At 60.7% G+C, this 12,090-nt stretch carries 11 protein-coding genes and 1 tRNA gene; 8 read left to right on the top strand and 4 right to left on the bottom strand.

Annotation, left to right across the window (positions count from 1 at the left end; all coding sequences use genetic code 11):
• Positions 1–70 precede the first annotated feature (70 nt).
• From rlmH to ABWV42_RS17495, 3 genes are all read right to left on the bottom strand, one after another.
• Positions 71–541 carry a 23S rRNA (pseudouridine(1915)-N(3))-methyltransferase RlmH gene (gene rlmH, locus ABWV42_RS17505; RefSeq protein ID WP_353341411.1) on the bottom strand — a complete coding sequence of 157 codons (471 nt, stop codon included), beginning with the start codon at positions 539–541 and terminating at the stop codon, positions 71–73.
• A 45-nt stretch (positions 542–586) separates the two neighbouring features.
• Positions 587–904: a ribosome silencing factor gene (gene rsfS, locus ABWV42_RS17500; RefSeq protein ID WP_303623718.1), complete on the bottom strand. Its 318-nt coding sequence runs from the start codon at positions 902–904 to the stop codon at positions 587–589.
• A gap of 207 nt (positions 905–1,111) precedes the next feature.
• A complete protein-coding gene (locus tag ABWV42_RS17495) occupies positions 1,112–2,500 on the bottom strand; it encodes a mechanosensitive ion channel family protein (protein ID WP_353341304.1) in 1,389 nt (462 codons plus the stop codon).
• Positions 2,501–2,797: 297 nt separating this feature from the next.
• On the opposite strand from ABWV42_RS17495, the gene leuC reads away from it, so the two are divergent.
• The 4 genes from leuC to ABWV42_RS17475 all read left to right on the top strand — a co-directional run bounded on the left by leuC (position 2,798) and on the right by ABWV42_RS17475 (position 7,047).
• The gene (gene leuC / locus ABWV42_RS17490; protein WP_255106969.1) at positions 2,798–4,204 is read left to right on the top strand and encodes a 3-isopropylmalate dehydratase large subunit; all 1,407 of its coding nucleotides are present in this window, start codon (positions 2,798–2,800) and stop codon (positions 4,202–4,204) included.
• Positions 4,205–4,216: 12 nt separating this feature from the next.
• Positions 4,217–4,822, top strand: a complete 606-nt coding sequence (gene leuD / locus ABWV42_RS17485; protein WP_353341303.1) for a 3-isopropylmalate dehydratase small subunit — start codon at positions 4,217–4,219, stop codon at positions 4,820–4,822.
• Between the two features lie 366 nt (positions 4,823–5,188).
• Entirely contained in the window at positions 5,189–6,022 is an 834-nt protein-coding gene (locus ABWV42_RS17480) for a hypothetical protein (RefSeq protein ID WP_255106971.1), read from the top strand.
• A 23-nt stretch (positions 6,023–6,045) separates the two neighbouring features.
• A complete protein-coding gene (locus ABWV42_RS17475) occupies positions 6,046–7,047 on the top strand; it encodes an endonuclease/exonuclease/phosphatase family protein (protein ID WP_353341302.1) in 1,002 nt (333 codons plus the stop codon).
• Here ABWV42_RS17475 and ABWV42_RS17470 read toward each other — a convergent pair.
• The gene (locus tag ABWV42_RS17470) at positions 7,014–7,919 is read right to left on the bottom strand and encodes a Rossmann-fold NAD(P)-binding domain-containing protein (RefSeq protein WP_353341301.1); all 906 of its coding nucleotides are present in this window, start codon (positions 7,917–7,919) and stop codon (positions 7,014–7,016) included. The genes ABWV42_RS17475 and ABWV42_RS17470 overlap by 34 nt on opposite strands.
• Before the next feature lie 95 nt (positions 7,920–8,014).
• Between ABWV42_RS17470 and ABWV42_RS17465 the strand changes: the two genes are divergently transcribed.
• From ABWV42_RS17465 to xdhA, 4 genes are all read left to right on the top strand, one after another.
• Complete coding sequence (locus ABWV42_RS17465) at positions 8,015–8,908, top strand: LysR family transcriptional regulator (RefSeq protein ID WP_353341300.1); 894 nt, start codon at positions 8,015–8,017, stop codon at positions 8,906–8,908.
• A gap of 59 nt (positions 8,909–8,967) precedes the next feature.
• Positions 8,968–10,074: a 3-isopropylmalate dehydrogenase gene (gene leuB, locus ABWV42_RS17460; protein ID WP_353341299.1), complete on the top strand. Its 1,107-nt coding sequence runs from the start codon at positions 8,968–8,970 to the stop codon at positions 10,072–10,074.
• 195 nt (positions 10,075–10,269) lie between these two features.
• Positions 10,270–10,346 (top strand) — tRNA-Pro (locus ABWV42_RS17455).
• A gap of 272 nt (positions 10,347–10,618) precedes the next feature.
• A complete protein-coding gene (xdhA, locus tag ABWV42_RS17450) occupies positions 10,619–12,082 on the top strand; it encodes a xanthine dehydrogenase small subunit (protein WP_353341298.1) in 1,464 nt (487 codons plus the stop codon).
• Positions 12,083–12,090 lie beyond the last annotated feature (8 nt).

Raw genomic sequence — 12,090 nt, 5'->3', positions numbered from 1 at the left:
TGCCGAAAATCGGACGGTTAACGCATCGCACGGATTGACGTTTCATGAAGATTTCAATTGGAGAGATTGGTCAGACGCGGTGGTAGGGAGAGCCTGCGAGGATCGAGGCCGCGCGATAAAGCTGTTCGCTCAGCATGACGCGCGCCAGCATATGTGGCCAAACCATCTTACCAAAACTGAGCTTGGCATCGACCTGCGATCGCAACGAGGGATCAATTCCATCCGCGCCACCGATGACGAAAGCGAGGTCGCCCCTACCTTCGTCCCGCCACCCCGCCATCATGTTGGCGAAGTCGGGAGAGGACATCAGCTTGCCGCGCTCATCGAGGGCGCAGATCACGGCCCCTTTCGGGATGACACCGGACAGGAGCGTAGCCTCGGCGGCCATGCCGCCACCTTTCTTGTCTTCGACCTCGTGAACGGCAACAGGGCCGAGACCCAAGGCCCGGCCCGTCTTGTCAAACCGTGAAAGATAATCGTCAAGGAGTTGGCGCTCGGGACCGGCGCGCAGCCGTCCCACGGCGCAGATATGCACCCGCAAAGGCATGTTTCACCCGTGGCCCTTCCTGGCCCGAAAGTTAATGGATCAGGCGGTACCGCCCGGCAGCCACATCTTTTCGAGCTGATAGAATTCGCGAACCTCGGGACGGAACACGTGAACGATCACATCGCCCGTATCAATCAGAACCCAGTCGCCGGTCTCTTTACCTTCGACCTTAGAGATTCGATTGAAGTCCTGCTTCACGCGCTCGATGAGCTTTTCCGAAATCGCCGCCACCTGACGCGAGGAGCGACCAGAGCAGATCACCATGTAATCCGCCATGGACGACTTGCCGCGCAGGTCGACCTGAACGATGTCTTCGGCTTTGTCATCTTCGAGCGAGGAAAGGACCCGAGCAAGCAATGCTTCGCTTGTCGCTTCGGCCTGAACTCCGTTGGTTTCGGAGTTGGGAGTAGCATCATGTGCCACGTCAGAATTCAGAGACAGAGATCTGCCCTCCTTGCAACGCACCGCAACGCCCCGGTGCTGGGCATGCTTTCAAGATAGCATCGCTTATGGGGCTGCTCAATGGCGCTCACGCAGGATTGTGGTGTTCCTGCCACAGGGGTGTCAGTCGGCCAGTGGGGGCGGGTCGCCGTCCTGAAGCATGCGCACTTCGCGCTGCGGGAAGGGCAAGGAGATCCCATTTTCGTGGAAAGCATCCCAAAGCGCGAGATAGACGTTGCCGCGGATATTGGTCAGGCCGCCAGTCGGATCTTCGATCCAGAAGCGAAGGATGTAATCAACCGAACTGTCGCCAAAGCCAACGATGTGGCAGACTGGTGTCTTGGGGAAACTCAGGACACGGTCCACGCTTTTGGCGGCGTCGATCGCCAGTTTGCGAACGACATGCGGATCGTCGCCATATGAAGTCCCGAAATAGATGTCGAGCCGCACATAGGCATCGGTATGAGACCAGTTCACCACCTGCCCCGTGATCAGGTCTTCGTTCGGAATGAGGTATTCGCGGCCATCGCGGGTAACGACGCTGACATAGCGGGCGCCAAGTGAATTGATCCATCCGAAGGTTTCGCCAAGCGAGATCACGTCGCCGGGTTTGATCGACTTGTCGAGCAGGATGATGATGCCGGACACAAGGTTCGAAACCACCTTTTGTAGACCGAAACCAAGGCCGACACCGATAAAGCCGGACATGAAGGCAAGGCCACGCAGATCAAAACCGACGATGCGCAGGCCGACCACGAAGGCGATTCCGTAAAGTACCACTTGCAGGAACTTGACGAAGAGCACCTGCATAGACGGTGAAATGTCTTCGTTGTTGCGGATCGACGTGGCGGATTGGGTGGACAGGAACCGGGCAAGCGCGAAGGTCAGGCCCAGCATCACAGCCGCCTGTGCCACCACCCAAAGCGAGATGCGGGTTTCCCCGATCTCGATGGCGGCATGATCCATCAACTGCATGGTTTCCTGGGACAGGCCAAGGATCGAGATGGTGACCCAAGCCCATGCGCCGTAGCGCAGGATCGCCCGCAGGAACGAATTCGAGACCAGACGGACGACAAGCACCACAACCAGCCAGGCCGTCGACAGATTGGCGAGAACCCCGAGAAGGTAGGAGCGGCTTGGCCAGGTGACCTCGCGCATGATCCAGACAATTGACCAGATCAATACAACGAACACCACAAGCGCCAGACGCCTGTGCAGCATCAGCATGTAGCGATAACGCCACTTGGGCCAATCCTCGCGCGCGCGCATCCACTCATAAAACCGGGGTTTGATGATCCGGGCCAAGAGAAGCGACACCGCGAGGACGGCCAGTGCGATGGCCACCTGATAGGCATTCCATGGGCGCAACAGCCCTTCGAGGAAGGTCAGGGTCTGATCCCAGACGCTTAGCGCGATTTCCTGGGCATCCTGTTCGACTGCCTCCGCAGGGGCATCGGTTGCCTGTTCAAGGGTGGTTTGCGATTCCGCCTGGGTTGTCTCTTCGTCTGCCATTGCCCTCATCATGCACGGGTGGGCGGCTTGCGGCAATCATCAACCGACCACTGGAAATCCGAAGGCGCCGACGGGTGATTTCGATGAGGCAGGCAAGTTGACTTGATGGAAAGCGATTCGAGGTGTATGTCGGGCGCATGAAACGCATCTATGACATTGCCGACCGCGCCTTTCTGCCCTGGCGCTTTCATGGTCAGAGCAAGACTGTCATCGCCGCGCTATGAGCGCGCCGGCGCGCCTTTTGGCGTGCCCGATTTGCAAGCCACACAGCCATTCTAAACAAATCGGAGAGGACCCATGTCCCCCAAGACCCTTTATGACAAGATCTGGGATGCGCATGTTGCGCATGAAGCGGAAGACGGCACCTGCCTTCTGTATATCGACCGCCACCTGGTACACGAAGTAACCTCGCCGCAGGCCTTTGAAGGTCTGCGCATGGCGGGCCGCAAAGTACGCGCGCCCGAGAAAACCATCGCGGTTCCGGACCACAACGTGCCGACCACCGCAGGCCGTGAAGACCCGGCGCAGATGACCGAAGAGTCGCGCATCCAGGTCGAGGCGCTCGACAAGAACGCCAAGGAATTCGGCGTGCACTACTATCCGGTGTCGGACGTGCGTCAGGGCATCGTGCACATCGTTGGCCCGGAAAACGGCTGGACCCTGCCGGGCATGACCGTTGTTTGCGGTGACAGCCACACCGCGACCCACGGCGCCTTTGGTGCCCTGGCGCATGGTATCGGGACGTCGGAAGTGGAACACGTTCTGGCGACCCAGACCCTGATCCAGAAGAAATCGAAGAACATGAAGGTCGAGATCACCGGCAAGCTCAAGCCGGGTGTGACCGCCAAGGACATCACGCTCGCGGTGATCGGCGAGACCGGCACCGGTGGCGGCACCGGCTATGTCATCGAGTATTGCGGTGAAGCGATCCGTGATCTGTCGATGGAAGGCCGCATGACCGTCTGCAACATGGCGATCGAAGGCGGTGCCCGCGCGGGCCTGATCGCGCCGGACGAGACCACGTTTGAGTACTGCAAAGGCCGCCCGCACGCACCGAAAGGTGGCGCTTGGGAGCAGGCTGTCGAGTACTGGAAGACCCTGTTCACCGATGAGGGCGCGCATTTCGACAAGGTTGTCACCCTGAAGGGTGAAGAGATCGAGCCGGTTGTGACCTGGGGCACCTCGCCCGAGGACGTGCTGCCGATCACCGGTGTTGTGCCCTCGCCCGAAGATTTCGAAGGCGGCAAGGTCGAAGCGGCCCGCCGTTCGATCGAGTACATGGGCCTGACCCCCGGTCAGAAGTTGGACGAGATCGAGATCGACACCGTGTTCATCGGTTCCTGCACCAACGGCCGTATCGAAGACATGCGCGCCGTGGCCGAGATCGTTAAGGGCAAGAAGATCAAGGAAGGCATCCGTGCCATGATCGTTCCCGGCTCGGGCCTCGTTCGTGCGCAGGCGGAAGAAGAAGGTCTGGCCGAGATCTTCAAGGACGCCGGTTTCGAATGGCGCCTTGCGGGCTGTTCGATGTGCCTTGCGATGAACCCCGACCAGCTTTCGGAAAACGAGCGTTGCGCCTCGACCTCGAACCGGAACTTCGAAGGACGTCAGGGCTATAAGGGCCGTACGCACCTCGTGTCGCCGGGCATGGCCGCCGCTGCCGCGTTGACCGGCAAACTCACCGACGTTCGCGAGCTGATGTAAGGAGCCAGCACAATGGAAAAATTCGAAAAACTGCACGGCATCGCCGCGCCCATGCCGCTGGTGAACATCGACACCGACATGATCATCCCCAAGGTGTTCCTGAAGTCGATCCAACGCACCGGCTTTGGCGCGAACCTGTTTGATGAAATGCGCTTCAACCGCGACGGCACCGAAATCCCCGATTTCGTGCTGAACAAGCCGCAGTACCGCGACGCCGAGATCCTGATCGCCGGTGACAACTTTGGCTGTGGTTCCTCGCGCGAGCACGCGCCCTGGGCGATTGCCGACTTTGGCATCAAGTGCATCGTGTCGACCTCGTTTGCCGACATCTTCTTCAACAACTCGTTCAAGAACGGCATCCTGCCGATCGTCCTGCCGCAAGAGCAGGTCGACATCCTGATGGCCGACGCGGAAAAGGGCGCCAACGCCCGCATGACCGTGGACCTGGAAGCGCAGGAAATCACCACTTCGGACGGCACCACCATCGCCTTCGAAGTTGACGCGTTCAAAAAGCACTGCCTGCTGAACGGTCTGGATGACATCGGTCTGACCATGGAAAAAGCCGAGGCGATCGACGCGTTCGAAGCCAAGGCATCGGCCGCACGCCCCTGGGTCTGACCCCAAAGGAATGTGGCAGAAATAAGGCGGGCCGCCCCATTCGGGCGGCCCGTTTTCTTTTGAACACCCCCCACATACCCCCGGTTTTGCCCCCCGGGATGCCTAGTGAACAGGGGATTCCACCCCCACAATATCTTGTAGAGCCTTGGGGAAATTGACAATTTTCCGGAAAAGTTGGTGCAAACGCGCACCAGTTTTCCAGCTTTGCCAAGGATTTCAGAGCTTTGGCAAACATTTGCTTGAGAACCTGCTACATTGGATGCAAGATTGAGGCAGAAATGAGGCAACCGTCCGAGCAGACGGTATCAAGTTGGAAAAAGATCGCGGCAATGTATCGTGACAGTCCAGTTTGAAAGGAAGAGAGCAGTGGTCGCAAAGCTGATTAGTGCGCTGACGCGTGCGGTGTTGATGTCGCTTCTGGTGGCGACCCCCGCGCTGATTCTGCCCAATGTCAGCACCGATGTGATCCATATCGTTGTCCTGTTCTCGATCTTTGCCGGCGCACTGGTCTTCTTTGAATACTTCGCCACCTATCCCAGCATCGTTGAATTCCGCTATGCGCCGCCGTTCAACAGGCTGCGGTTTGTTTCGATCTTCATGACGGTGTTCACCCTGTCGGTGATCGCGCGCGGCCAGTTCGAGCCCAACGCGCTGACGAGTTTCCTGCGGACGCTTGGCGTGATTGTCGGGAACTGGATCGATTTCCCCTATTCACCGGTCCGCCTGATGGTGATCATGATGCCGGACAATGCGTCGCCCGCATTGATCGCCGAGGTCCGGACGGCCTCTGGCATGTCCTACCTGATCTCGCTGATCACGCTGACGGTGTTCTTTTTCTTCGTGCGTATCCTTGGCTGGCCTGCGCGCAACGGTGCCTTCAATGTCTGGGTAAACCTGCCGCTGTTTGATCCGACGGCGGGTGGCGATGTCTTGCCGCGCCTGCAACGTGATGGACGTCTTAACATCGCGTTAGGGTTTCTGATGCCATTCTTGATCCCGGCGATCGTGCAGATGATGTCGGACCTTGTGGATCCCGTGCATCTGGATGATCCGATGACCCTGATCTGGACGATGAGCGCATGGGCCTTTATCCCGGCAAGCCTGATCATGCGGGGCATGGCAATGATCCGCGTGGCCGAGTTGATCGGCGAAAACCGGCGTCGCGCCTATGCGGCGGCAGAGGCCATTCAAACGGCCTGATTCTTCTTCTGTGTCTGTTCCTGATGCTGCCCGGCCTTGTCGGGGCGGATGTTGTGCGCGTTGCGACCTTTCATGTGGAAATGGGGCGCAAGGGGCCGGGGCTGATGCTGCGGGACATCCTGAAGGGGGATGCGCAGGCACGGGCGGTGGCGCAGGTGGTGGCCGAGGGCGGGCCGGATGTGCTGGTGTTGCAGGGAGTGGATTATGACCACGGTTTGCGCGGGCTGGGGGCCTTGCGGGACGTGATGGCGGCCGAAGGCACGACGTATGACCATATGTTCGCGCTGCGCCCCAATACGGGCATGGCGACGGGGATGGATTTGAATGGTGACAGGCGCACGGGTGGGCCGGCGGATGCACAGGGGTTCGGATATTTCGCGGGGCAACGCGGGATGGCGGTCTTGTCGCGCTGGCCGGTTGTGCGGGACGGGGTTCAGGACTTTGGCGCGATGTTGTGGCGTGATCTGCCGGGGGCGGAGATGCCCTTGGTGGAAGGTGCGCCGTTTCCTTCCCAAACCGCTTGGGAGGTTCAGCGGCTGAGTTCCGTAGGCCATTGGGTGGTGCCGGTTGAGACGCCGGGTGGGGTATTGTCGTTGCTGGTGTTTCACGCAACGCCGCCGGTGTTTGACGGCCCGGAGGATCGCAACGGGTTGCGCAATGCCGATGAGGTGCGGCTGTGGCAGCGGGTGTTGGATGGAGAGGTCGGCGCGGCGCCAGAGCCGCCCTTTGTGATTGCGGGGGTTGGCAATGTTGATCCCGAGCGTGGCGAAGGCAGGCGCGAGGTGATGCGCGGGCTGTTACAGGACGCGCGATTGCAAGACCCGGAACCCCGCGGCGCGGACGGACGGCTGGTGACGGTTGATTGGCCCGAGCCGATACCGGGCGATCTGCGCGTGAGTTACCTGCTGCCCTCGGCCGGGGTCACCGTGGTGGCCAGCGGGGTTTACTGGCCACCCAGCGGGAGTGGAGTGGATGTCGCAGCAGCGAGCCGTCACCGGCTGGTCTGGGTTGATCTTGAGATGTGAGCGGGCGTGATGCGGGTGTGGGCCGTTGCCATGCGCAGGGCTTCGTCGCGCGGGGTTGGCTGAAAGTCGGGCAACAGAGTGTTGAACCGCGTACCGTCCAGCGCGTGCGGCAGGTTCCAGAGATAGCGCATCTCGAGCAGGCAGCGCCCCATCGCCCAGAACGGAGCGGCAAGCCTCAGGGGCAGCCAGTTCATGGTCTTGGCGCGGACGGTCTGGCCGGTGGCCCTGGAGATCGCCTGTGCCATCTCGGCGCCGCTCAGGGTGTAGCCGGGAAAGGGAACATCTTCGTATTGCGCAAGGTCGTGGCGTTTTTCGGCCAAGGCGACGGCAGCACGAGCCAGATCGGGCAGATAGGCCCAGGAATGGGGTGCATCAAGGCGGCCGGGATAGGTCAGCCTGCCCTTGGCAAGCGGCTTGGTGATGATCCGATCGAACCAGTTGCCCGAGGCTTCGGTATCGAGGAAATCCCCTGCCCGCAGCAGGATCACCTGCACACCGCTTTCTCGGTAGGCGCGTTCCATCTCAATGCGGAGACGCCCCAGCGGGTTGGTGGCGCGATGGGCGGTGTGTTCGTCCCACGGCATGCCCGCGTCCGGCCCGAAGACATAGACGTTGCCCGGCACGATCACGGTTGCGCCCGATGTCTTGGCGGCGCGGATGATCTCGGCGTGGAGCTTGGGCACCTGCCTTGCCCAATCGGGATAGGCCGGGTTCCAGCCGGCAACGATCACGTCCTTGCCCTGCGCTGCGGTGATGAGGGTGTCGTGGTCGCGGTCGAATTGGTGAACATCCCATCCCGACGCTGAAAAAGCGCGGGTGGCGTTGCTGCCAAAGCGACCAGAGCCGCCGAGGATGAGTACGGATTTTGTCATGGTGTCCTCCATGTGTCTTGGGGTCATGGAGAGAATGAGGTGTTCACAGCCAAATATAAATTGGCAAATTTCTTACGTATGGTATTCATTTTTGAATGGATAAACTTGCCTCTCTCGACTGGTCGCTTGTGCAGTCTTTTCTTGCCGTGGCCGAAACCGGATCGCTTTCTGCCGCAGCCAAGGCCCTGCGCACGAGCCAGCCGACGGTGGGGCGGCACATCCGCAGCCTTGAGGCGGAGCTGGAAGTGGAACTGTTTCACCGCCACGCCCGGGGGCTGCACCTTACGCCGCTTGGGCAGGACATGGCGGCATCGGCCCGCGACATGCAGGAGGCGGTGCGCCGGATCGGCATAAGGGCGGCCGGTGCGCGCGAGGCGCTGGAGGGTGATGTGCGGATCACGGCCAGCGTGTTCATGTCGCATCACGTACTGCCGTGGATCATCGGCGACATTCGCCGCAAGGAACCGCATATCCGCATAGATCTTGTGGCAACGGACGAGACCGAGAACCTCCTGTTTCGCGAATCCGACATCGCGGTGCGCATGTATCGCCCGACCCAGCTTGATACGATCACCCGCCACCTTGGGGATATTCCGCTGGGGTTCTATGCCACCGAAGACTATGTCGCGCGCATGGGCCTGCCAGAGGTGCCTGACGATCTGACCCGGCATGACCTTGTGGGCTATGACCGCAACGAGGTGATCATCCACGCCATGCGCGAGCAGGGATGGCCGGCGACGCGGGACTGGTTCAAGGTGCGTTCGGACAACCAGAGCGCGGTCTGGGAGCTGATCCGGGCGGGATGCGGGATCGGATTTTGCCAGACCCACGTGGGGGATACGACACCGGGTATGGTGCGCATTCTGCCGGACTATCCGCTGCCCACCCTGCCGGTTTGGCTCACGGCGCCGGAAGCCATGCGGCACACGCCGCGCATTTCGCGTGTCTGGGACCTTCTGTCAGAGGGGCTTTTGCCCTTCGTTTCTTGATCTTTGCGCCCCATCCGGCTAGGGCAAGGCCAAGCAATTTCATCAAGGACGACACACCCATGAGCAACCCTTCGCTTCTCATCCTCGCCGGCGACGGCATCGGCCCCGAAGTCATGGCCGAGGTGCAACGCATCATCGACTGGTACGGTGACAAACGCGGCCTGAAATTCGACGTGAGCGAAAACCTCGTGGGCGGTGCAGCCTATGACGCGCACGGTGTTCCGCTGCATGACGACACGATGGCCAAGGCGCAGGAAGTGGACGCGGTTCTTCTGGGTGCCGTGGGCGGCCCGAAGTACGACGTTCTGGACTTCAGCGTAAAGCCCGAGCGCGGCCTGCTGCGCCTGCGCAAAGAAATGGACCTGTTTGCCAACCTGCGCCCGGCGCAGTGCTTTGACGCGCTGGCAGACTTCTCGTCGCTGAAAAAAGACATCGTGGCCGGTCTCGACATCATGATCGTGCGCGAACTGACCTCGGGGTCCTACTTTGGCGAACCGCGCGGCATCTTTACCGAGAACAACGAGCGCGTGGGCATCAACACCCAGCGTTACACCGAGTCGGAAATCGAGCGTGTTGCACGTTCGGCATTCGAACTGGCCAAGCGCCGCGGCAACAAGGTTTGCTCGATGGAGAAGGCCAACGTGATGGAATCGGGCATCCTGTGGCGCGACGTTGTCACCGAGGTTCACCAGGCGGACTATGCCGACGTGGAACTGTCACACATGTATGCCGACAACGGCGCGATGCAGCTGGTGCGTGCCCCGAAACAGTTCGACGTGATCCTGACCGACAACCTGTTCGGCGATCTTCTGTCGGATTGTGCCGCGATGCTGACCGGCTCGCTTGGTATGCTGCCCTCGGCAAGCCTTGGTGCGCCGATGGCGAACGGCCGCCCGAAAGCCCTTTACGAGCCGGTACACGGTTCGGCACCTGACATCGCGGGCGAAGGCAAGGCCAACCCCTGTGCCTGTATCCTCAGCTTTGCAATGGCGCTGCGCTATTCGTTCGACCAGGGCGCGGAAGCCGATCGCCTCGAAGCCGCGGTCGAGAAGGTACTGGCCGACGGCGTGCGCACCGGCGACCTGATGCAGGCCGATGGCGGCACCCCGGTTTCGACCTCGGAAATGGGTTCGGCCGTGATCGCTGCGCTCGACGCCAGCCTCTAAGACGTGTCTCCCTCGGCCTCTCACGGGGTCGAGGGAAACCGCTGATTGCGTCGTCGCAATCAAATGTCATGGGCGGTTCTTTTCTTCACCTTTGAAGGCAAAGCCGCACCATGCAAAGAATCCAACAAATCCCCCGTTTCAGGGGAAAAGACGCTTGCAAAAGCAGACAGCGCCGTATAATCCACCCGCCACGGTCGGAGCGTAGCTCAGCCTGGTAGAGCACTGTCTTCGGGAGGCAGGGGCCGGAGGTTCGAATCCTCTCGCTCCGACCAAATAAACAAGGCGCCTTAGGGCGCCTTTTTGTTTTTCTTCCCTGAACGGATTTTCTGGCGTCTCAATGCCCTAAGAAGTGGCGCAGGGAGCCTTGGAGCGCGAGATTCGCGAGGGCGCCGCCGGTTTTAGGATTGTTCGTTTTCCCAAAAGCCGTTCTGGCATTATCATGGAATTGTTGAAGGTACTTATCAAAGCTCGCCATTTAATCGCGCGCGGGCTGACCTTAGACTTCAAGGGCTGTGCAGAGCGATAATCCGCAATGGGAGGCCAGATGGCGCAACAAAACCACATTCGCTTTCTTCTCAATGATACCGAGATCACCGTTGAGGGTGCGAAGGCGACGCTGACGCTGTTGGATTACCTGCGTCTGGAACGCAGGCTGACCGGAACCAAGGAAGGCTGTGCCGAAGGTGATTGCGGGGCCTGTACGGTGCTAGTCGGGCGGCTTGCCAACGGGGTCTTGCGATATGAGACGGTCAACGCCTGTATCCGGTTCCTGGCCTCGTTGAACGGGTGTCATATCGTGACGATCGAGCATCTGCGGGGAGAGGGTGGCGCATTGCATCCGGTGCAGCAGGCGATGGTGGATTTCCACGGCAGCCAGTGTGGATTCTGTACGCCGGGTATCGTCATGTCGCTGTATGCGCTTTGGATGGAAAATTCGGACCCGAGCGTCGGGCAGGTCGAGACGGCCTTGCAGGGGAACCTGTGTCGCTGCACGGGATATGAGCCGATCATCAAGGCGGCGCTGGCGGTTGGCTCTTATAGCAGCCCGGCGCGGGATGCCTTGTCGGTTGAGCGGGAGACGATTGCGGCAACTCTGAACGGGATGCAGGCGCAGGGGCGGATCGTGGCTGGCCCGCAGGATGACATGGCGATCCTGCCGGTGGATGCCGCCGACCTTGCCGCCGTTTTGAGCGAATACCCCGAGGCGACGATTGTGGCCGGGGCGACCGATGTCGGGCTTTGGGTGACCAAGTTCCTGAAACCGATTTCGCCGGTCGTGTTCATCAACCATCTGGAAGAGTTGAAAACCATCGATGTTGGCGCGGATATGCTCAGCATCGGGGCCGGTGTCACCTATTCCGAGGCCGAAAATGTGATCAGAGAGGCCCTGCCGCATCTGTCGGAATATTGGGATCGCATTGCCGGATGGCAGGTGCGCAACATGGGCACGATCGGGGGCAATATCGCCAATGGCTCTCCCATCGGGGACACGCCGCCGGTTCTGATTTCGCTCGGCGCGCGGATTACGTTGCAAAGCATGGAAGGCGCCCGCGAGGTGCCGCTGGAGGCCTGTTTCATCGACTATGGAAAACAGGATCGCAAGGCGGGTGAGTTCGTGTCGGCAATCCATATTCCACGGCCAAAGGCCAACCAGATCGACGCGGCCTACAAGATTTCAAAGCGGCGGGACGAGGATATTTCGGCAGTGGCCGTCGGGATCAGCGTCACGGTAGACGCAGGCCAGATAACCGGGGCCCGGATTGCCTATGGCGGCATGGCGGCGACCCCGAAACGGGCCACTCATGCCGAGGATGCGCTGATGGGGTCGGCCTGGAGCGCGGCGGCGTTTGACGCGGCGGCACGGGCGCTGGCCGAAGATTTCGCGCCGTTGAGCGACTGGCGGGCGTCGGCGGAATACCGGCTTTTGGTTGCGGGCAACCTGTTGCGCCGCTTTCACCTTGAACATGACGCGGCCCACGAGGGGCCGGCGCGTCTTGCAGCGGTATGAGGGGTGTG

The organism is Pelagimonas sp. KU-00592-HH (assembly GCF_040369695.1).
Taxonomy (GTDB): domain Bacteria; phylum Pseudomonadota; class Alphaproteobacteria; order Rhodobacterales; family Rhodobacteraceae; genus Shimia.
Note: the sequence above shows the minus strand (reverse complement) of the source record. Positions and strands in the feature narration are given on the sequence as shown.